The following is a 20,828-nucleotide window of genomic DNA, read 5'->3' as shown; positions in this document are numbered from 1 at the left end:
CGGTAAACCACCGCGAGAGTCGACGCCGTACGCGACGTCGCCGCGGAATCCTCACCACCTCAAGGAGTTCCCATGGCGCTATCTCTTCACCTCTCCGGATCGATCACCCTCTCGGGCGTCTCCTTCGCCTGGCCTGATGGCACCACCGTCTTCGACGATCTCTCGATGAGCGTCCCGCCGGGAGTCAGCTCGCTCGTCGGAGCGAACGGCGTCGGCAAGACCACGTTGCTGCAACTCATCCTCGGCGCACTGTCGCCGAGGACGGGCAGTATCTCGGTTTCCGGCGAGTGCGCTCTGGTGCCCCAGCATCCGCAGGCCCACGTCGACGACACCGTCGCCGACGTCTTGGGAATCGCCCCGACTCGCAACGCCTTACGACGGATCGAGAGCGGATCGGTCCAACCCGACGACTACGACACCGTCGGCGACGACTGGGACGTCGAGGAGCGCGCGCTCGCGCAGCTGTCGGCGTTGGGCCTCGTCGCCGACCTGGACCGCACCGTCGGCACCCTCTCCGGTGGCGAGTCGACGATGCTCGCGATCGCGGCCCGGCTCCTCCGCCGCCCCGACGTCCTGCTGCTCGACGAGCCGACCAACAACCTCGACACCGATTCGCGGACAGCTCTTTTCGATGCGCTCGGCGCGTTCTCCGGAACTGTGCTGCTGGTCAGCCACGACCTCGAGTTGCTGGAGCGCGTCGACACCACGATCGAGCTGTACCGGGGCAGGGTGCGACTTTTCGGCGGTCCGTACACGCTGTACCGCGAATTTCTCGATACCGAGCAGGCCGCCGCGGAGGCTGCCGTCGCCAACGCCGCGGGTGACCTGCGCGCGCAGAAACGCGACCTCGCCGACGCCCAGATCACCCTGGACCGTCGTGCCCGGACGGCGGCGAAAGCCGAACGCGAGAAACGAGTCCCGAAGATCGTCGCGCACGGACGCCGGAACGCGGCGCAGGTATCGGCGGGCAAGTACCGCACCTCGCACCGCGAGGACGTCGCCGCGGCGGCGGGTCGGCTGGAAGCGGCGCGCGCCGACGTCCGTGACGACCGGACCGCGCGGATCTCGATGCCCGAACCCGACCTCGCCACCCATGCCCAGGTGATCGCCGACGACCGGCTGCGCATCGACGGTCCGGAGCGTGTTGCGCTCGTCGGTGCCAACGGATCCGGGAAGACCACTCTCATCACCGACCTCATCGCCGGCGACCGCATACTGGTGCCGTATGCCCTGGTGCCGCAGCGCATCGCCTTCGTCGAATCGTCGCGAACGGTCGCCCAGAATCTCTCGGCGACACACCCTGATGCCACTGCGCAACAGGTTCGAGCGCATCTCGCGCGATTCCTGTTCCGCGGCAACGCCGGTGACCGTGCCCTCGCCGAGTTGTCGGGCGGTGAGCGGCTGCGGGTGGCGTTGGCGTCGGCGTTGCTCACCGACCCGACACCCAAGCTCCTGATCCTTGATGAACCGACCAACAACCTCGACATCGACACCACCGAGGAACTGGTATCGGCGTTGCGTGACTGGACCGGTGCGCTGCTGTTGGTCAGCCACGACCCCGGGTTCCGCGACCGCGTCGGGATCGACCGCACGGTGCGGATCGGGTGAGTGTCATCCGGGAGAAACGCCTAAGAACGACACGCTCTAACAGCATCGGCCCTGCGGGTTGTGCTCGACATGGTCCCACCGGTGGCGCCAGTAGTCGCGCTCGCTCATCGGCGGTGTCGGATCACCGTGTGCGGCATGGTGTTGCAGGTGGTGCTCGTAGTCGCGGTCACCCATGACGCTGCCGACGTACCACGCGACTCGCTCACCCATCTGGCACAGTATCTGCCTCATGCGACCGTCTCGGTCTTGCGCTGTGTAGCGATGTCATCCCACTCCTTCGGTCATCGGCATGGCGTTGGTGGGCCCCTTCGACGTCTCGCGGGGAGCCACCGGATAGTGGCCCACGTCACTATGCGCGGACGGTCACAGCGGTCATACTGTCTCCCGATGAGCTGCAACGAAGCCGACATGGGAATCAGCGCGCGGTCGGAGAAGCCCACTCCGGTGGTCCTCGTTCACGGTCTGCGCGTCAGCGGTGCGTCGCTGCATCGCATCGCGAGCGCCGTCACCGACCGGCCGGTGATCCACCCCGACCTGCCCGGTCACGGCACGCGCAGCGCCGAGACCTTCACGATGACCGAGGCGGTGTCTACCGTCGTCGACGCCATCGACCAACTCGGCGCACCGGCGGTCGTCGCGGGAATGTCGTTGGGCGGCTATGTCGCGATGGCCACCGTGGCCGCGCATCCCGAGCGGGTGGCCGGGCTCGTCGCGATGGGATCGACCGCCCAGCCCAGCGGGTTGTTGGCCGCACCGTTCCGGGTTTTCGGCGCAGCCACCTCGTTCCTGCCCGCGCAGAGCGCCGAAATCAGCCGGTTGATCACCCGAATAGCGTTGGGGGCGCGGGTCTGCGACGACATGGAGGCCGGCGGCCTCGCGTTGCACTCGATTGCCGATGTGGTCGACGAGATCGCCGGGTTCGACGCGTTGTCCGCACTCGCCGGGTATTCGGGACCGATGCTGTTCGCCAACGGCGGCTGGGATCAGTTCCGACTCCACGAACGCAGATTCGTTGCACTCTCACCACGTGCACAGCGACGCGTCATCCCTCGCGCCACCCATCTGTATCCGCTGATCCAGCCGGCCGTGGCAGGGACGATGATCAGTGAGTTCGCGGCCTCGATCGACGCCGCGCGGGCAACGCAGCCGACGCCGCCGCCCTGAGCGCCTCACTCGATGGCTTCGGCCGCCTCGAGCCACGCGGCCTCGGCGGCCTCCTTGTCGGAAACCACCTGTCGTAGTTCGGTATTGAGTGACACCAGGCGCTCGGGGTCGGTGGCCGCGGCCACCAGCGCGGCATGCAACTCGTCCTCGCGCCGCGAGAGTTGCTCGATCTGCCGCTCGGCCCGGTTCATCGCCTTGCGCGCCTCACGATGTTCGGCGGCACTCACCGTGGGTCGGCCGGCAGGAGCGTCGGCCGTACCCGGGGTCTGCGCGTCTGCGGTCTGCCCCGATGCCGCCTGCGACGAACCCACCTTTGACGAACCCGAACCCGTGGCGCCGGAACGCATCTCACGACGCCGATCGAGATACTGGGCGATCCCGCCCGGCAGGTTGGTGAGCGAGCCGTCGCCGAACAACGCCCACGTGGAGTCACAGATCCGCTCGATCAGGTAGCGATCGTGGGAGATGACCACCATGGTCCCGGCCCACGAGTCGAGGAGATCCTCGAGCTGTTGCAGGGTGTCGATGTCGAGATCGTTGGTCGGCTCGTCGAGCAACAGCACGTTCGGTTCGGCCATCAGCACACGCGTCAACTGCAGGCGCCGACGCTCACCACCGGAGAGATCGCCGACCGGGGTACGTTGTTTGGCTGGCGAGAAACCGAGCCGCTCGGCGAGCTGGCTTGCCGAGTACTCCTTGTCTCCCAACATGATCCGCGCGGCGACCGACTCCACCGCGTCGAGGACACGTTGATCCTTGTCGAGGTCGTCGAGTTCTTGACGCAGCCATCCCAGTTTCACCGTCACGCCCTCTATGCGACGGCCGGGGGCCACCTCGACTTCCCCGGCCAGCGCACGCAGCAGCGTGGTCTTGCCCGATCCGTTGACCCCGACCAGACCGATGCGCTCCCCCGGCGCCAGTCGCCAGGTCAGAGAGTCCAGCAACGCCTGTCCCGCAGGTGTCTGGATGTGCGCGTCTTCGAGTTCGATGACCACACGTCCGAGCCGACGCTTGGCGAACGTCGATAGCGACACCGTATCGCGGGGCGGAGGCACATCGCTGATCAGCTTCTCGGCGGCCTCGATTCGATAGCGCGGCTTGGAGGTTCGGGCGGGCGGTCCGCGACGCAGCCACGCCAGCTCCTTGCGGGCCAGGTTGCGTCGACGCTCCTCGGCGGCGTCGGCCAGCCGCACCCGCTCGGCGCGGGCGAACACCCAATCGTTGTATCCGCCCTCGTACTCGTCGACCCGACCATCGTGGACCTCCCAGGTCCGGGTCGCGACGGTGTCGAGGAACCAGCGGTCGTGGGTAACCACGACGAGTGCGCTGCGGCGCCGCATGAGGTGATCGGCGAGCCATTGCACGCCTTCGACGTCGAGGTGGTTGGTGGGCTCGTCGAGAAGCAGCACGTCGGCCTCGGAAACCAGCGCGGCGGCCAGCCCGACGCGACGACGCTGACCGCCGGAGAGTTCATCGACCTGAGCGTCGAGCAGTTCGTCGACACCGATGCCGGCGAGGATGCCGCGGACCCGCGGATCGCCGGCCCACTCGTGGACGGCGACACCGGGACCGCCGACGACGACCTCGGCGACCGTTTTTCCGGCCGGCAACTCACCGCGCTGGGTGACCACGGCAATGCGCGCCCCACCCGCCCGCGACACCCGCCCCGAGTCGGGTTCGGTGACGCCACCGAGGATCTCCAGCAGCGTGGTCTTGCCGCCGCCATTGAGTCCCACCACCCCGATGCGCTGTTCGGTGTGCACGCCGAGGCTCACCTCGTCGAGCAGGGATGTGATGCCGAAGCTCTTGCTGATGCGGTCAGCGTTGATCAGCGCGGAGGGGGCGGGTGGCACCGGTAGACGATAACAACCCCGGACTGTCGGGCTCTCCTGCGGCGCCGACTCCCCGCCGGTGCGGTGCTCAGTCCCGCCCGAATGCCGCCGCGGCGGTACCCATCACCTGATCGAGAGAATCGGCGACGACCTCGGTGTGGTCGGCACGGGTGTGGGTGTGCAGGTCGACGTCGGTACCGTCGGCACGCATCGAGCGGACCAGCGTCGCGGTCAACGGGAACGGCACCACCGGGTCGAGCAGGCCGTGATCGATGCGGATCGGCACCGTGTACCCGCCGGTCGGCACCCGCGTGTAGTCGGCCAGCGCGGCCACGAAACGCTCGTCGCCCAGCGAGGAGTCCAGCAGATCCCCCGGCGCCACCGACCGCATCGCGGCCGACACCTCGCCGTTGCACTCCGATCGCGCGAGATCGAGGTAGCGTTTGCCCGCCTGGGTGAGGTGATCGGTGACGTGCAGATCGGGTCGCGCGTGGTCGAGACCGGCGAGGATGTAGAGATACAGCGCACTGACGGTGTTGAGTTTCCCCAGGCTCGGCACACTGGGGGTGAACGACTTGGTGAGTACCCCTTCGATACCGGAAGCCGGTGCCAGGGCCAGGATTTCACGCAGATTCAGTTCAGGGGCGTAGGACGGCGCCTCGTGCCCGGCGAACAATGCCGCATGCCCGCCCTGCGAATGACCGGCGGACACCCACTCGGTACCCAACGACGCGTCACGGGCGCGAGCCGCGCGGATCATGTCGATCACCGAGTGCGCGGCGGCCCGTCCGCCGAGGTACTCGGTCTCACCGGGCGCGCCGAGACCCGCGTAATCGGTTGCGGTGACCGCATATCCGCGCTTGAGAGCGTCGATGATCGCGGTGTCGACACCGGAGCCGTTGCGGGTCCGGCTCGGCGCGCACTCGTCGGCGATCCCGGTGGTGCCGTGCGCCCAGGAAAAGATGCGCCAGCCGCCCGACGGCGGCGTGCCCTTCGGGACGTAGAACACGCCGGTGGACAACGCCATTCGATCATTCTGGTCGCGGGTCACATACGTGAGTCGTTGTCCCGACGCCGCGCCGGGCGGCAGGTCGGCGCCGCCGATCGCAGTGCCGGCGAGCACGCGCCCGGGGATCGGGGTCGCGGTGGCCGAGCCGGCTCCGATCGACGCCAGGCCGACCGTCATCACTCCGACCACGAAGGCAACCACACCGACGAACCCGAGCCGACGACATTCGCGGAGCGTCCGAGCGAACGCCCCGGGTACACCGCGGGCGTTGACCCATTCGCCCCGCGTTCGCGTGCGCGGCCGTCGTGGTCGCGTGATCATTGCCCGGGCACCTGTCGTCGGGTCGCACCACTGACCGGCCCGGATGCGGTGCGTACCGAACGGGCCACCCCGGCACCGGACAGCTCGGCGGCCACTGCCACCGCGGCGTCGGCGTCGGCGCACAGGAAAGCGCACGTCGGCCCCGATCCGGAGACGATGCCGTTCAACGCGCCGGCGTCGACACCGGCGCGTAGCGTGCGGCGCAGTCCCGGCTGCAAACTCAGTGCGGCCGGCTGCAGATCGTTGTGCAGCAGCGGTGCGATCTGCTTCGGCTGCCCGGAAGTCAGCGCCTGCACCAGGGCGTCGGGCCGCGGGTTGTGCGCGTCGAAGGCGTCGGCGTGATCGGCGCGCAGACGGTCGAGTTCGGCGAAGACGGCGGGCGTGGACAGTCCGTCGCGCGCAAACGCCAGCACCCAGTGCAGTTCGCCGCGCGCGATCATCGGCATCAGTTGCTCACCGCGGCCGGTGCCCATGGCGGTGCCGCCCTGCACCGAGAAGGGCACGTCGCTGCCGAGACCGGCAGCGATCTCCAGTAGCTCAGCGCGCGGCAGATCGAGTTTCCACAGCGCGGCGAGGGCCACCAGAGCACCAGCGGCGTCGGCGCTACCGCCGGCCATGCCGCCGGCGACCGGGATACGTTTGACGATCTCGATGGCCACCCGTGGGTCGCGGTCGGCCCATGTGCCGAGCGCTCGGACGGCCTTGATCGCCAGGTTGTCGTCGTCGAGGGGTACATCGGCGGCATCGGCGCCCCGCCCGCCCTCGCGGCGCAGCGTCACCCCAAGGGCGGCGGCGCGCGCGACGGTGACGTCGTCGTACAACGAGAGCGCCTGGTAGACGGTGACGAGATCGTGGTAGCCGTCGTCGCGGAGCGGGCCGACGCCGAGGTGAAGATTCACCTTGGCGGGCACGCGCACGGAAACGGAGTCGGAGATCACCGTCAGGGACGCTGGGGACACGAGTATCCAGGGTAGTGAATCACCGTGCGAGTCACGGTCGCCAACCCCGTTCGACCATCACGGCGAGGTGGTCGACGACCTCGCTCGCGCCCACATCGAGCAACTCCGCGGCCGCGAAACCACCGGTCCGCACCACGCACCACCGGCAGATCCAGCACTGCGTCGGAGACCTCCTACCCCGGACGACGGGAGCGCCTTCCGAGGGCGGGCATCGGCGAGCATCCGCACCAGGTCCGCTGCACGCGGCAGCGCGCGCCACCTCGGGTAGCAGCGTGCGGTAGTGCTGGGCCCGTTCATCGCTCAGGTCACCGCCGAGGAGGAGCGGTTCCTTGACAGACCGGGCCGTTGCCGGAGAAGTTGCGGTCGGCCCGAGCGCTTCGCACTGGTCGATCTCGCTCGCGCGTCACGATTTCCTTACGCGAGAGGGGCATTGACTGGCAGAAAGCAGTACGTGCTGCGCTCAATCCCCCGCCGGGACCTGTGCCAACCGAACGAAGTCGTCGACGTCGAGCTTCTCGCCGCGGATCTGCGGGTCGATGCCGGCGGCGCGTAGCCGACGCTCGGCCTCGGCGGCCGAGCCGGCCCACCCGGCCAGCGCCGAGCGCATCGTCTTGCGACGCTGGGCGAAGGCGGCGTCGATGACCGCAAACACCTTCGCCCGCACCTCAGGATCATCGGAATAACGTGAATGTCGTTGTACGCGAACCAGTCCGGATTCCACCTTGGGTTCCGGCCAGAACACGTTCCGGCCCACCGCACCCGCCCGCGAGACCTCACCGAAGTAGCGGGCCTTGACGCTCGGGACGCCGTAGATGCGGCCGCCGGGTCCGGCGGCCAGACGGTCGGCGACCTCGGCCTGCACCATCACCAAGGCGGTCTGCAGCGTCGGGCACCGCGCAAGCAGGTGCAGCAGCACGGGCACGGCGACGTTGTAGGGCAGATTCGCCACGAGCGCAGTGGGCGCGGCGGGCAGGTCGTCGGCGCGCACTGTCATAGCGTCGGCAGTGACGACGTCGAATGCCGCGGACCTGGTCGGCGCGTACTCCGCCACGGTGGCGGGAAGTCGTGCGGCCAGGACCGGGTCGATCTCGACGGCGATCACGCGCGAGACGGTGCCGAGCAGGGCCAGGGTGAGCGAGCCGAGGCCGGGGCCGACCTCGAGCACGATGTCGTCAGCCCCGACACCGGAGCCGGCCACGATACGTCGCACCGTGTTGGCGTCGTGAACAAAGTTCTGCCCGAGAGTCTTGGTCGGGCGAACGCCCAGTTCGGTTGCCAGAGCCCGGATCTGTGCAGGACCGAGTAGGCGCGAATGCGCGGGCGCGTCGTCGGCGGTCAGATCAGAGCCCCAGCCGCGACGAGCAGGACGGCCACGCACCCCAGCCCTGTGCGGCCTGGGTCTTCTCGGCGATCGCGATCTGCTCCTCACGGGTGGCGAGATCCGGGCGCGGCGCGTACTCCTGGCCGCCCCAGCGATCCCAGGTGTTCTGGTCGAACTGGATACCGCCGTAGAAACCGTTGCCGGAGTTGATCGACCAGTTACCTGTCGATTCACACTGGGCCAGCGCATCCCACACCGAACCGAAGGGCACGAACGGTGCGCCCGGCTTGGTCCCGACGCGAACGGTGGCCGCGACCGGCTGGGTGAGCACGTCCTGGCTGACCTTCACCCGCTTGGTGATCTTGCCATTGACGGTGGTCACCTTGTACTGAACCTTCGCACGGCCCGGCTTACCGGGCTTGACGACAATGCGGCGATCCTTGATCAGGGTCGGGTCATCCTGGGTGATGTCGGGAGCGTTGACGTCCTCTTCGACCGTGGTCTCGGTGGTGCGGATACGGGTCACGTTGATGACCGTGCCGTCGGCGACCTTGGCGTCAGCGGCCGGGGTGACCTTGTCGGCGTCCTGCAACGGCGCACCGATGCTCTCGAGTGCCTCCGACACGGTGTCGGCGGGCACCGACTTGATCGAGGGCACCCCGCCGTCGATGATGATCAGCTTCTTGGGGAGCGTGACGTCGATGACTGCGCCGTTGACTGGGATCGGCCCGTTGGCATTGAAGTTCGCCTGGTCCGCACTGTCCGCGAGCCCTTGCTGGACGAGGAGTTGGTTCACGTTGACCGCGGTCGTCTCGACGACCCGCTCCTGGCCCTCCACGTCGAGGACGACCCGCTTCTTGCGGTGGAAGGTGATCGTCTGACCGTCGGAGAACGACGAATCCGGAGACGGCGACACCATGTCGCCGCTGACCGGCTGGTACCCCTGCGACTCGAGCAACGAGTCGACGTTCATCGTCATCGTGGCGACCTGGGTCTTTTGGCCGTCGACGTCGATGGTGACGTGTTTGTGCATCGTCACGCCCATCACGCCGCCCGCGGCGACGGTGCAGAGCACGGCCCCGAGAGCGATGCGAGCGCGCATCGACTCCAACGTATGGATTCTCGCGAAAACAGACAAGATCAAGCATCCTGATCGACGACGTGGCCATCCCCCGACACCGGCGCGAGGTGGTCGTCCCAGGCCGGCCCGAGGGCCCCACGTACCGAGGAACGAGACCACCGCCGAGACGACGGATCACAATACGATAACGAGCAGGGATGATTACTGCAAAGACAGCCGGTACACGCGCCGTGCGTTGTCACCGAGCGTTTGCGCCATCGCGTGCTCATCCGTTCGACGGACATCGGCGAGCAACCGCGCCGAATAGGGCAGGCAATAGGACTGATTCGGCTGGCCACGGTAGGGATGCGGGGTCAGGAACGGCGCGTCGGTCTCGACGAGGATCTGCCCATCGGGCACCAGGTGAGCCGCCTCACGAAGCTCGGCGGCATTGGCGAATGTCACAGTTCCAGCAAAACTCAGAAAATACCCGCGATCTATGCATTCGCGAGCAACAGTCAGGTCACCGGAAAAGCAATGCATGACCACCGCGTCCGGTGAGCCCTCGGCCGCCAGGATGTCGAGGAGGTCGTGGTCGGCCTCCCGGTTGTGGATCATCAGCGGCTTGCCGATCCGCTTGGCCAGATCGATGTGCCAGGCGAAGGCATCCTTCTGCACCTCCGGCGCCGCGGCCGACTCGGACTTGCCGGGCCAGTAGTAGTCGAGACCGGTCTCGCCGATGGCCACCACCCGCGGATCGGCGGCCATCTGTTCGAGCTCGGCGCGCGCCGCATCGTCGAGTTCGCCCGCATGGGTGGGATGCAGCGCGACCGCCGCGAACGCCCGATCGTCGCAGTGCGCGGCGTCGAGGGCCCAGCGCGCGTCGATCATGTCGTCGGCGACGGTGACCACCTGCCCGACACCGACCCTCTCGGCATGATCGAGGATGGCCCGGACCGAGTCCGCATCCCGCCCGCCGCAGGCGGCGAGATGGGTGTGCGCGTCGACCAGCCCCGGCAGGGGCTCGGGGTCCGGCGGCGGCTCCCGACGACGCCGCTTCTTGGCCGCCTTGGCGCTCTCGGCCTTCATCGAAGCGCTGTCGGCGGTGTGGTGGGCGCTGTCGGCGGTGTGGTGGGCGCTGTCGGCGTCGGTCATGGGGCCAACTGTAGGGCTCGGCGAACCGGGGTCGGGGGCACCGGTGCCCCTACAGGTGGACGCTGCCGGTGATGACGGTTGCGCACTCGCCCCCGATCCAGATGGTCTCCCCGTCGTCGGTGACGTGCACGCGTCCGGACCGGCCGAGCACGGATCCCTGCGCAGCGACATACGTCGTCGGCGCGAGGCCGGATGCGCGCAGCCACATCGCAATGCCCGCGTTGAGACTGCCGGTGACCGGGTCCTCGTTGATGCCGTCGCCGGGTGCAAACGCGCGGACCTCGAACATCACTCCAGCTTCGGGCGCGGTCGCCTCCGTGTGGGCGCCGACGACCCCCACCTCATGGTCACCGAGGGCGGCGAAGTCGGGCGTCACCTCGAGCACGCGCTGCGCCGAATCGAGCTGCACCACCATCCACCGCGGCCCGTTGACCACCCATTCGGCGGCGAGCACATGCTGTGGGTCCACGCCGAGGGCGGCGGTCACCTCGGCGCGGGTGTCGTCGGCGACCGGCCCGGAGCGGCTCAGGGGCGGGGCCGCGAAGGCGAGGCGACCGTCGGTCCGTCGGATGCGGACCAGCCCGACACCGCACTCCTGCACGATGTCCTCGCCCGCGGCGACACCCCCGGTGGCGAGCCATGCATGCGCCGACCCCAGCGTCGGATGCCCGGCGAAGGGCAATTCCGAGCCGGGAGTGAAGATTCGCAGCCGGTAGTCGGCGTCGGGATCGGTCGGCGGCAGCAGGAACGTGGTTTCCGACAGATTGGTCCATCGCGCGAACGCAGCCATCTGGTCGTCACTGAGGCCGTCGGAGTCGACGACCACCGCCACCGGGTTGCCGGAGACCGGTGGGGACGCGAAGACGTCGACCTGGGCGAAGCGACGGGACTGTACCACACCACGAGACATGGCCTCATGGTTCATCATTCGCATCGCACACGTCCACACATTTATGCACCTCACGACACCCCGCGGATCTGCGTCGCTCGCATAGCGCGCCCCAGCCGCCACAGACGGGTAGCGTGACCACTCGTGTTGGGTTTGCCAGATGACGTCACCGTCGCGCTCTTCGACCTCGACGGTGTCCTCACCAGTACCGCCGTCCTGCATCGCCACGCGTGGAAGGCGGCGTTCGATGCCTACCTTCGTCAGCGCGACGGCGAGGGGTTCACGCCGTTCACCGAGCAGGACTACCTCGACCATGTCGACGGCCGTCCGCGCGACGACGGTGTGCGTGCCTTCCTCGCCAGCCGCGGTATCGACGACGTCGACGACGCCACCGTCGAGGCAATCGGCAGCGGGAAGAACGAGATGTTCCTCGCCAGCCTCGAACGCGATGGGGTGAACCCGTATCCGGGATCAGTGCGCTATTTGCAGGCCGCCAAGGATGCCGGACTGCGGATCGCAGTGGTGACCTCGTCGAAGAACGGCGCCGCGGTGCTCGACGCCGCCGATCTGTCGAAGTTCGTGGAGGTACGCGTGGACGGTCTCGAGACCGCCGCCGCGGGCCTGCGCGGCAAACCCGCCCCCGACTCGTACCTTCTCGGAGCAGAGCGGATGGGCGTCGAGCCCGCCGCCGCCGCGGTGTTCGAGGATGCGATCTCCGGAGTCCAGGCCGGTGCCGCCGGTCATTTCGGCTACGTCGTCGGTATCGACCGGGTCGGTGGCACCCAGGCCGCATCGATGACCGCGGCCGGGGCGTCCATCGTCGTCAACGATCTCGAGGAGTTTCTCCCCGCATGAGCACCTCCGACAACGCCTACGGATTCGACGTCCACCCATGGCAATTGCGCTGGCGTGGACTTGACATCGACATGCTCGGACGCACCGAAACCCTTTTTGCGCTGTCCAACGGACACATCGGTTTGCGCGGCACCTTCGAGGAGGGTGAGCCGGTCGATCACCCGGGCACCTATCTCAACGGCTTTTACGAGCAGCGCGGTCTGCCGTATGCCGAAAGTGGTTACGGCTACCCCGAATCCGGGCAGACCGTGGTCAACGTCACCGACGGCAAGATCATCCGGCTACTCGTCGAGGACGAGCCGATGGACCTGCGTTACGGTCGCACCGAGGAGCACGAGCGCGTACTCGACTTCCGGACCGGGACCTTGCGGCGCAGCACCCTGTGGACCTCCCCGACCGGCCGCACGGTGCGCATCAAATCCGAACGGCTGGTGTCGTTCACCAAGCGCACCATCGCCGCGATCCACTACGAGGTGGAACCGGTCGGCGAGGACATGAACCTGGTACTGCAATCGGATCTGCTCGCCAACGAGCCCATTCCGACGCCGGGCAACGATCCACGTCTGGCCGCCGCCCTCGATCAGCCACTCGTCTCGGACCTCGCAACCTGCCGCAACTACTGGGGCATCCTCGTTCACCACACCAAGCGCTCCGGCCTGCACATGGCCGCCGGCATGGATCACCAGATCGACTTCCCGGATCGCGCAGATACTTTCATTCGCGCCGACGGTGACCTGGCACGACTGACGGTAGCCGCCAACGTCCCCGAGGGCACCCGGCTGAGCCTGACCAAATACATCGGCTACGGCTGGTCGGCGCGGCGATCGGTACCCGCGCTGCGCGCGCAGGTCGACGCCGCTCTGGCGATGGCGATGGAGACCGGCTGGGAATCGTTGAAGGCCAACCAGGCCGCCTACCTCGAGGACTTCTGGCGCGACGCCGACATCGAGCTCGACGGCGATCCCGAACTGCAGCAGGCTATCCGGTTCGCCCTGTTTCACGTACTCCAGGCGGGCGCCCGCGGCCAATCGCGTGCGATCCCGGCCAAGGGCCTCACCGGCCCGGGCTACGATGGCCACACCTTCTGGGACACCGAGAGTTTCATCCTGCCGATGCTGACGTACACGGTGCCCGCGGCGGCCGGCGAGGAGTTGCGCTGGCGCCACGCCACCATGGACAAGGCCAAGGCACGTGCCGCCGAACTCGCCCAGCGGGGCGCAATGTTCCCGTGGCGCTCGATCAACGGCGACGAGTGTTCGGGTTACTGGCCCGCAGGCACCGCGGGCGTGCACGTGAGCGCCGACATCGCCAACGCAACCGGCCGGTATCTGCGCGCCACGCATGATGAACAGTTCGAAACCGAATGCGGCGTCGAGATACTCGTCGAGACCGCCCGTCTGTTCGCCGGCCTCGGACATCACGACGTCAACGGACACTTCCGGATCGACGGCATCACCGGACCCGACGAGTACACCGCCGTGGTCAATAACAACATCTTCACCAATCTCGCTGCACAACAGAATCTTCGGGATGCAGTGGCCGCGGTGCACCGGCGTCCGGATCTGGCTCAGCAGTTCGGCGTCACCAACGCCGAGTCGGCGCATTGGGAAGCCTGCGCCGACGACATGGTGATGCCCTACGACGAGGCACTCGGGGTGCACCAGCAATGCGAGGCGTTCACCCTGTTGGGTGCATGGGATTTCGAGGCCTCACGCGGCAAATATCCACTGCTGCTGAACTATCCGTACTACGAGCTATACCGCAAACAGGTCGTCAAACAGGCCGACCTGGTGTTCGCCATGTACCTGTTCGGGGAGAGCTTCACCCCGGAACAGAAACTGCGGAACTTCGACTACTACTACCCACTGACGGTGCGGGATTCGTCGTTGTCGGCGTGTTGTGAGGCGGTCACCGCCGCGGAGGTCGGCTACCTCGACCTCTCCTACGATTTACTCGTCGAATCGGTCTTCACCGACCTGCACGATCTGCATGACAACGTGGCGAGCGGTCTGCACATCGCCGCGCTGGCCGGAGCATGGATGGATTGTGTGGCCGGGTTCGGCGGCATGCGCGACTTCGGCGGCAACATCACGTTCGCGCCGAGACTGCCGACACGACTGGAGTACCTGTCGTTCCGGATGACGGTGCGCGACTCCAAGATGCTGGTCGCCATCAACAAGAACTCGGCAACCTATCGCCTGCTCTCGGGACCCGACATCGACCTCGCGCATCACGGCGACAAGTTCACCCTCACCGACGGCACACCGGTCACCATGCCGATTCCGGAGATCGCCTTGCGCGAGCCCCCCAAGGCCCCGCCGGGATGCGAGCCCTACCGCCGTCAGATGTGAGAGAACCCGGCGGCCCCGGATCTCGGCGCTTCGGTCAGTGTGTCTGGGCCGCGTGCGGATCCGAGGTGACGTAGCGGTCGGCGAGTTCGCCGAGTTCACGCAGCACGCGTTTGGACGACTCCGCCCACGGCATGAGAATCGGGAAGACGTGGAACATGCCACGCTCCTCCCTGCCGGTCACCGGCACCCCGGCGGCTTCTAGGTTCTCGACGAATTGCCGGATGCCGTCACGGAACATCTCCACCTCACCCCAGCAGACGAATGTCGGCGGGAACCACTCCGGGTCGGGATGACCGTACACGGCCGAGACCCGGTCGTCATTGGGCTGCACCCCGCGCAGGTACGGCGCGACCGGGATGCTCCACGGCAGGATGTCGTACGGCGCGTTCTCGACGATGGAATCGTGGTCGAGGTCGAGGTCGATCTCCGGTGAAAATAGGGACAGCGCAGCTGGTTTGGGGAGATTGTGATCGCGGAGGTAGATCACCAGCGAGGTGGCGAGCCCGCCACCGCCAGAGTCCCCCGCGACCACCAGGTGATCTGGGTCGACCCCCCGCTCGAGTAGCCCACGGTAGACGTCCGCGGCGTCGTGCACACCGGCGGGGAACGGGAATTCCGGCGCCATCCGGTAGTCGGCGATGAAGATCTCGAACCCGGTGAGACGGACGAGGGCGGCGGCGAAGGCGGCATACATCATCGGTGAGGTGCCGATGTAGCCGCCGCCGTGCAGATACAGCATGGTGCCGTCGATGGCCTTTTTCTGCTCGGCGTCGTCGACGTAGCAGTCCGTGGAATCCTTGGCGCGACACCAGATACCTGGTATTCCGGCGATCTCGTCGGCGACGATCTCGACCTTGCCGGCCAGGCCGACGACCGGCGGGAGCACGATCTTGCAGATGTCGTCGATGAACTTCTCCATCGAGCGGAACTCCTCGATCGGCAGACCCATCGAATAGCCCATGAACGCGCGGACCGTTTGCCGGGTCACTGATTGTCCGAGGTTGTCCAGGAGGCCACCAGGGCCGCTCCACGGCTTCTGGAACGGAACCCGGGCGAGTCCGTTGAGCACACTCTCGGCCAGACCCACCACGGCCAGCGCGCTCACGGGTCCGGATGCGGTCGCGACTTCGGAACGATCAGCCATCACCATGCGGCCAGCCTAGGCGCCGGGTGCGCGGAAGCGCTTGTCGCTCGGCTGGAGCGCTCGTCAGTGGGTGGGTGCGGCGGCCGGGGCGGGGGTGACGTGGCGGTCGACGAACTCGTCGAGTTCGCGGTACACCTCGTGCGAGCTCTCCGCCCACGGCATCAGGATCGGGAAGACGTGGAACATGCCCCGTTCTTCCAGCGACATGACCTCGATGTCGGCGGCGCGCAGCGTCTCCACGAATTCGCGGATGGGATCACGGAACATCTCGTCGGCACCCCACGTCACGAAGGTCGGCGGGAACCATTGCGCGTCCGGTTCGGCTTTCGTCATCGACACGCGCGTGTCATCGGGTGAGACGCCGTGCAGATACGGCGTGACGGGCACGTTCCACGGCAAGATGTCGGTCTTGGCGTTGTCGGTGATCGACGGGTGGTCGAGATCGAGATCGACCTCCGGGGAGAACAGGGCCAGAGCCGCCGGGCGTGGCGACCCGATCTCCGACAGGTAGGTGACCAGCGAGGTCGCCAACCCGCCACCGCCCGAATCACCGGCGATGACCAGGTGATCGGCGTCGACGCCGCGCTCGAGCAGTCCCCGATAGACATCGGCTGCGTCGTGCACCCCGGCGGGGAACGGGAACTCCGGTGCCATCCGGTAGTCGGCGATGAAGACCTCGCATCCGGTGCCGCTGCACAGGGATGCGGCGAAGGCCGAGTACATCATCGGGGTGGTCCCGATGTAGCCGCCGCCGTGCAGGTAGAGAATGGTGCCGTCGATGGTCTTCTTCTGCTCGTCGTCGTCGACGAAGGCATCCGAACTCGCCCGTGATCGCACCCACAGCCCGGGCACCCCGTTGATCTCGTCGTCGGTGACCTCGACGTCGTCGGTGAGGTGGATGAACGGTGGGATGACCGTCCGGCACAGTTCGTCGAGCACCTTCTCCATCGAGCGGAACTCCTCGATGGGCAGGCCGACGATGTAGCCCATGAACGAGCGCACAGCCTGACGCGTGACCGACTGCCCCACGTTGTCGAGCAGTCCGCCCGGCCCCTGCCAGAACCGGCGGAACGGCACGCGGGCCAGGCCGATGAGCATGCTGTCGGCCAAACCGACCATGGTCAACGCGGTCACCGGTGCCGATGCGGTTGCGACCCCGGGACGATCAGCCATCACCATGGGGCCAGGATATCGGGTGATGTCCGGATCGCACCGATCATCCGCGACCGGCGGGGACTTGGCGGCACGCCCATGTCCCGGAGCCCAGAGCCTGAGCCGGCGTACGAATACAACTTCCACGGAATCGGGTGAATACAGCCGATAATCGGGGTCGGTACCACGCTGTGGTGGAAGCTGTATTCGTACACCGCTCAGCGGCCACCGTGACTCGCGGGATTCGTTGACGTTCGCGCTGACCGGAGCGTGACGGGGTGGGTTGCGGCAGGGAGCGACCCCGTATCCTGTCATCACTATGCCCAGTGACCTGACCAGCACCGACGCCCCCACCTCCGACGCGTCCGCCTCGCACGGAGCGGGCCGCCCGTACTACCTCACCACCGCGATCGCCTACCCCAACGGCGCACCGCACATCGGGCACGCCTACGAGTACATCTCCACCGACGCGCTGGCCCGGTTCAAGCGGCTCGATGGCTTCGACGTGCGCTTGCTCACCGGCACCGACGTGCACGGGCAGAAGATGCAGCAGACCGCGGAGAAGGAGGGCATCCCGACCACCGAACTCGCCAACCGCAACTCCGACCGTTTTCAGCAGTTGCAGGACCGTCTCGGTTCGAGTTATCACCGTTTCATCCGTACCTCCGACGAGGACCACAAACGGGCCTCGGCAGCGATCTGGCAGCGCATGGTCGACGCCGGTGACATCTACCTCGACACGTACTCCGGGTGGTACGACGTGCGCGACGAGATGTTCTATGCCGAGGGCGACACCGAGGTCGACGATGCCGGGCAGCGCGTGGCCACCGATACCCGTCACGTCCTGACCTGGACCGAGGAGCAGAGCTTCTTCTTCCGCCTGTCGGCGTATCAGGACAAGTTGCTCGACCTCTACCAGAGCCATCCGGACTTCATCGGGCCCGACGTGCGGCGCAATGAGGTGGTGAGCTTCGTCAAGGGTGGGCTGACCGATCTGTCGGTGTCGCGCACCACTTTTGACTGGGGTGTGCCGGTGCCCGGGCATCCCGATCACGTCATGTACGTGTGGGTCGACGCCCTGACCAACTATCTGACGGGTGCGGGTTTTCCCGACGACGAGGCCACCTACGAACGGTATTGGCCGGCCGATCTGCACATCATCGGCAAAGACATCATCCGTTTCCACTGCGTCTACTGGCCGGCGTTTTTGATGAGCGCAGGCCTGCCGCTACCCAAACGTGTGTTCGCCCACGGCTTCTTGTTCAATCGCGGCGAGAAGATGAGCAAGTCCGTCGGCAACGTCGTCGACCCGGACAACCTCATCGACGAGTTCGGTCTCGACCCGGTTCGGTACTTCTTTCTCCGCGAGGTGTCCTACGGGCAGGACGGGTCGTACTCGGCGGAGGCGATCGTGTCGCGGATCAACGCCGACCTGGCCAACGAGTTCGGCAACCTCGCCCAGCGCACCCTGTCGATGATCGGCAAGTACTTCGACGGCGCGGTGCCGGCTCCGGCCGAGTTCACCGAGGACGATCGGCGATTGCTTACGGCCACGGACGAATTGCTACCGAAGATGCGTGCGCACTTCGACGCGCAGGCGATTCACCTCGGTCTCGAGACGCTGTGGACGACGCTGGCCGAGACCAACCGCTACATCTCCGCACAGGAACCGTGGAAACTGGCCAAAACCGATCTGGCGCGCACCGGCACCGTGCTCTACGTGTGCGCCGAGGTCGTACGGGTGGTGGCCCTGTTGGCCCAGCCGGTGATGCCGACGGCCTGCGGCACCCTGCTCGATCTGCTGCGCGTCGACGACCACCGCGACTTCGCGGCCGTCGCGCAGCGACTCGTGCCGGGAACCGAACTTCCCAAGCCCGCACCGGTTTTCCCGCGTTACGAGGCATGATCGTTCCGGCATGACGGCCACCGCGCTCGACGTCCTGCGGTCGTTGCGGCACGCTTCGACGAAAGCGGGTGTCCCAGGGCCGGCGGCACTCATCGGCGACTGGTGGGATGCCGACGCGGTGATCGCGCCGTCGATCGAGATTCGCGCCGGGTCGGCTCCACCCGATGGCACCGATCGATTCTGGTTGGGCTACTGCGGTTTCGACGGTTCACATGCGCCCGCGGCGACGCTGCCGGCGTGTGCGGGCGGACTCACCGAGCGCCTGCTGGTGCTGCGCAGCGGGCAGTGGCGACACGTGTCGGTGGACGGCTCACCGCAGCCCGCCTGGGTAACCCGGGCGATGGACGACGCCGCGCTGGGTCGGGTCGGCGGGAACCCGCCGTGTTCGGGGTCGATACGCTCGGAGTCGCACTGGTCGGCACGATGGCTGCCACCGGACCACGCCCACCACGTCGAGGCCATCGTGAAGTGCCTGGAGGCGATCCGCGCCGGCGACATCTATCAGGCGTGCGTATGCACCCGCTTCACCGGCCACCTGGAGGGGTCGGCACTGGAGTTCTATCTCGACCTCACCGGCGCGACCCGTCCGGCTAAATCGGCCTTCCTACAAGGTGAGTGGGGCGCGGTCGCGAGCTTCTCGCCGGAGACGTTTCTGCGCCGGAGGGGCACCACCGTCTCGTCGTCGCCGATCAAGGGCACCATCGCCGCCCACGCCGATCCGAGCGTGTTGTCGGCGTCGACGAAGGACATCGCCGAGAACATCATGATCGTCGACCTCGTCCGCAACGATCTCGGTCGCGTCGCGGCCACCGGATCAGTGCGGGTCGCCGACCTGCTCACCGTAGTCCCGGCACCCGGTGTGTGGCATCTGGTGTCGCGGGTAGAGGCGATCGTGGCACCCGAGGTCGGCACTTCGCGGCTCCTCGACGCCACCTGGCCACCGGCGTCGGTCACCGGCACCCCGAAACTACGGGCACGCGAGCTGCTCGCGGAATGGGAATCGTCGGCGCGTGGAGTGTATTGCGGCGCAGTAGGTCTCGCCGGGCCGGATTCGCTCCTGGATCTCAACGTAGCCATCCGCACCGTCGAGATCTCCCCCGACGGCACGCTTGGGCTCGGCGTCGGCGGCGGCATCACCATCGACTCCGATCCCGAACGTGAATGGCAGGAGTGCCTCGACAAGGCGGCCAGTATCATCTCCAGACAGTCGGGACGTCCGACCTCGCGGTCAGTCCGGTGACCGCGCCGCCAGCACCGCCTCGTACACATCGCGTCGAGAGGCGTTGGTGCCCTTGACGACCTGCGCGCACGCATCTTTCAAACGCATTCCGTCGTCGGTGAGAGCAGTGGCGCGGGCGACAAGTTCGTCGAGGTCGGGTTCGCCGGCGACGGCGCCTGCGACCACCACGGTGATCTCCCCTCTGACCCCGTCGGCGGCCCACGCGGCCAATTCGGCGAGCGTTCCGCGCCGGACCTCCTCGTAGGTCTTGGTCAGCTCACGGCACACCGCCGCCCGACGCTGCGGGCCGAGAACCTCGACGGCGTCGGCGAGACAATCGGCGAGTCGATGCGGCGATTCGAAGAACACGGCGCTGCGAGATTCGTCGCACAACGCGCCCAGCCAGTCGCGGCGCGCTCCGGGCTTGCGGGGCGCGAACCCCTCGAAGCAGAACCGTTCCGACGGCATCCCCGACACCGCCAGCGCTGTGGTGACCGCCGACGGCCCGGGCAGTGCGGTCACCCTCAGTCCGGCGTCGGCGCAGGCCGCGACGATGCGATAACCGGGGTCGCTGACCGACGGCATGCCGGCGTCGGTGATCAGCAGCACCGTGGAACCGGCGGCGATGGCCTCCACGAGGCGCGGGGTGCGGGCGGCCTCGACCTGGTCGTAGTAGCTGATGAGTTCACCGGTGATGGTCACCTCCAGCCCGGCGGCGAGCGCGCGGGCGCGGCGGGTGTCCTCGGCGGCGACGATGTCGGCGGTGCGCAGGGCCTCGACCAGGCGAGGTGACGCGTCGTCGTATCGGCCCATCGGGGTGGCCGCGAGCACCAGGGCACCCGCCGGCGACGGCGAAGTCATCCCGCAAGCCTACGGCCCGGCC

Annotated in this window: 17 protein-coding genes; 6 read left to right on the top strand and 11 right to left on the bottom strand. The window is 67.5% G+C overall.

What is annotated here, in order from left to right; translation table 11 throughout:
- Positions 1-72: 72 nt before the first annotated feature.
- Positions 73-1,608: an ABC-F family ATP-binding cassette domain-containing protein gene (locus EF294_RS03990; RefSeq protein WP_123925825.1), complete on the top strand. Its 1,536-nt coding sequence runs from the start codon at positions 73-75 to the stop codon at positions 1,606-1,608.
- A 36-nt stretch (positions 1,609-1,644) separates the two neighbouring features.
- On the opposite strand, the gene EF294_RS03985 is transcribed toward EF294_RS03990, so the two are convergent.
- On the bottom strand, positions 1,645-1,818 hold the full coding sequence (locus EF294_RS03985) for a YbdD/YjiX family protein (RefSeq protein ID WP_425459391.1): 174 nt from the start codon (positions 1,816-1,818) through the stop codon (positions 1,645-1,647).
- Between the two features lie 177 nt (positions 1,819-1,995).
- Between EF294_RS03985 and EF294_RS03980 the strand changes: the two genes are divergently transcribed.
- The gene (locus tag EF294_RS03980; protein WP_123925821.1) at positions 1,996-2,772 is read left to right on the top strand and encodes an alpha/beta fold hydrolase; all 777 of its coding nucleotides are present in this window, start codon (positions 1,996-1,998) and stop codon (positions 2,770-2,772) included.
- Between the two features lie 5 nt (positions 2,773-2,777).
- On the opposite strand, the gene EF294_RS03975 is transcribed toward EF294_RS03980, so the two are convergent.
- From EF294_RS03975 to EF294_RS03940, 7 genes are all read right to left on the bottom strand, one after another.
- On the bottom strand, positions 2,778-4,625 hold the full coding sequence (locus tag EF294_RS03975; protein WP_123925819.1) for an ABC-F family ATP-binding cassette domain-containing protein: 1,848 nt from the start codon (positions 4,623-4,625) through the stop codon (positions 2,778-2,780).
- A 67-nt stretch (positions 4,626-4,692) separates the two neighbouring features.
- Positions 4,693-5,814, bottom strand: a complete 1,122-nt coding sequence (locus EF294_RS03970; RefSeq protein WP_123925953.1) for a lipase family protein — start codon at positions 5,812-5,814, stop codon at positions 4,693-4,695.
- A 116-nt stretch (positions 5,815-5,930) separates the two neighbouring features.
- Positions 5,931-6,893, bottom strand: coding sequence for a 4-(cytidine 5'-diphospho)-2-C-methyl-D-erythritol kinase (locus EF294_RS03965; RefSeq protein ID WP_123925817.1), 963 nt, complete (start codon positions 6,891-6,893; stop codon positions 5,931-5,933).
- Positions 6,894-7,353: 460 nt separating this feature from the next.
- Positions 7,354-8,271, bottom strand: a complete 918-nt coding sequence (gene rsmA / locus EF294_RS03955; RefSeq protein ID WP_123925815.1) for a 16S rRNA (adenine(1518)-N(6)/adenine(1519)-N(6))-dimethyltransferase RsmA — start codon at positions 8,269-8,271, stop codon at positions 7,354-7,356.
- Positions 8,234-9,316, bottom strand: a complete 1,083-nt coding sequence (locus EF294_RS03950) for a resuscitation-promoting factor (protein WP_123925813.1) — start codon at positions 9,314-9,316, stop codon at positions 8,234-8,236. Before EF294_RS03950 ends, rsmA begins: the two co-directional genes overlap by 38 nt.
- A gap of 180 nt (positions 9,317-9,496) precedes the next feature.
- Complete coding sequence (locus EF294_RS03945; RefSeq protein WP_246007674.1) at positions 9,497-10,363, bottom strand: TatD family hydrolase; 867 nt, start codon at positions 10,361-10,363, stop codon at positions 9,497-9,499.
- Between the two features lie 115 nt (positions 10,364-10,478).
- Positions 10,479-11,357 (bottom strand): PhzF family phenazine biosynthesis protein, encoded by an 879-nt coding sequence (locus tag EF294_RS03940; protein WP_123925951.1) that lies wholly within the window; start codon positions 11,355-11,357, stop codon positions 10,479-10,481.
- Positions 11,358-11,462: 105 nt separating this feature from the next.
- Between EF294_RS03940 and EF294_RS03935 the strand changes: the two genes are divergently transcribed.
- Both EF294_RS03935 and EF294_RS03930 read left to right on the top strand, forming a co-directional pair.
- On the top strand, positions 11,463-12,173 hold the full coding sequence (locus tag EF294_RS03935; protein ID WP_123925809.1) for an HAD family hydrolase: 711 nt from the start codon (positions 11,463-11,465) through the stop codon (positions 12,171-12,173).
- Entirely contained in the window at positions 12,170-14,524 is a 2,355-nt protein-coding gene (locus tag EF294_RS03930; protein ID WP_123925807.1) for a glycoside hydrolase family 65 protein, read from the top strand. The genes EF294_RS03935 and EF294_RS03930 overlap by 4 nt, the downstream gene beginning before the upstream one ends.
- Positions 14,525-14,558: 34 nt before the next feature.
- On the opposite strand, the gene EF294_RS03925 is transcribed toward EF294_RS03930, so the two are convergent.
- Both EF294_RS03925 and EF294_RS03920 read right to left on the bottom strand, forming a co-directional pair.
- Positions 14,559-15,674, bottom strand: coding sequence for an alpha/beta hydrolase (locus tag EF294_RS03925; protein ID WP_123925805.1), 1,116 nt, complete (start codon positions 15,672-15,674; stop codon positions 14,559-14,561).
- 57 nt (positions 15,675-15,731) lie between these two features.
- On the bottom strand, positions 15,732-16,847 hold the full coding sequence (locus EF294_RS03920) for an alpha/beta hydrolase (RefSeq protein WP_123925803.1): 1,116 nt from the start codon (positions 16,845-16,847) through the stop codon (positions 15,732-15,734).
- A 292-nt stretch (positions 16,848-17,139) separates the two neighbouring features.
- Between EF294_RS03920 and metG the strand changes: the two genes are divergently transcribed.
- Positions 17,140-18,726, top strand: a complete 1,587-nt coding sequence (gene metG, locus EF294_RS03915) for a methionine--tRNA ligase (protein WP_123925801.1) — start codon at positions 17,140-17,142, stop codon at positions 18,724-18,726.
- Positions 18,727-18,736: 10 nt separating this feature from the next.
- The gene (locus EF294_RS03910) at positions 18,737-19,966 is read left to right on the top strand and encodes an aminodeoxychorismate synthase component I (RefSeq protein WP_123925799.1); all 1,230 of its coding nucleotides are present in this window, start codon (positions 18,737-18,739) and stop codon (positions 19,964-19,966) included.
- Here the strand turns inward: EF294_RS03910 and rsmI are convergent.
- Positions 19,955-20,806, bottom strand: a complete 852-nt coding sequence (rsmI, locus tag EF294_RS03905; protein WP_123925797.1) for a 16S rRNA (cytidine(1402)-2'-O)-methyltransferase — start codon at positions 20,804-20,806, stop codon at positions 19,955-19,957. The genes EF294_RS03910 and rsmI overlap by 12 nt on opposite strands.
- Positions 20,807-20,828 lie beyond the last annotated feature (22 nt).

Source organism: Gordonia oryzae (assembly GCF_003797185.1).
GTDB classification, from domain to species: Bacteria; Actinomycetota; Actinomycetes; order Mycobacteriales; family Mycobacteriaceae; genus Gordonia; species Gordonia oryzae.
The sequence above is the reverse complement of the archived record's forward strand: the minus strand, read 5'-3'. Positions and strand labels throughout refer to the sequence as shown.

Excerpts from the sequence above, each read along its gene's own strand:
- EF294_RS03990 (WP_123925825.1), top strand. The coding sequence starts at position 73 with ATGGCGCTATCTCTTCACCTCTCCGGATCGATCACCCTCTCGGGCGTC.
- EF294_RS03985 (WP_425459391.1), bottom strand. The coding sequence starts at position 1,818 with ATGGGTGAGCGAGTCGCGTGGTACGTCGGCAGCGTCATGGGTGACCGC.
- EF294_RS03980 (WP_123925821.1), top strand. The coding sequence starts at position 1,996 with ATGAGCTGCAACGAAGCCGACATGGGAATCAGCGCGCGGTCGGAGAAG.
- EF294_RS03950 (WP_123925813.1), bottom strand. The coding sequence starts at position 9,316 with ATGCGCGCTCGCATCGCTCTCGGGGCCGTGCTCTGCACCGTCGCCGCG.
- EF294_RS03945 (WP_246007674.1), bottom strand. The coding sequence starts at position 10,363 with ATGAAGGCCGAGAGCGCCAAGGCGGCCAAGAAGCGGCGTCGTCGGGAG.
- EF294_RS03940 (WP_123925951.1), bottom strand. The coding sequence starts at position 11,357 with ATGATGAACCATGAGGCCATGTCTCGTGGTGTGGTACAGTCCCGTCGC.
- EF294_RS03930 (WP_123925807.1), top strand. The coding sequence starts at position 12,170 with ATGAGCACCTCCGACAACGCCTACGGATTCGACGTCCACCCATGGCAA.
- EF294_RS03925 (WP_123925805.1), bottom strand. The coding sequence starts at position 15,674 with ATGGTGATGGCTGATCGTTCCGAAGTCGCGACCGCATCCGGACCCGTG.
- EF294_RS03920 (WP_123925803.1), bottom strand. The coding sequence starts at position 16,847 with ATGGTGATGGCTGATCGTCCCGGGGTCGCAACCGCATCGGCACCGGTG.
- metG (WP_123925801.1), top strand. The coding sequence starts at position 17,140 with ATGCCCAGTGACCTGACCAGCACCGACGCCCCCACCTCCGACGCGTCC.
- EF294_RS03910 (WP_123925799.1), top strand. The coding sequence starts at position 18,737 with ATGACGGCCACCGCGCTCGACGTCCTGCGGTCGTTGCGGCACGCTTCG.
- rsmI (WP_123925797.1), bottom strand. The coding sequence starts at position 20,806 with ATGACTTCGCCGTCGCCGGCGGGTGCCCTGGTGCTCGCGGCCACCCCG.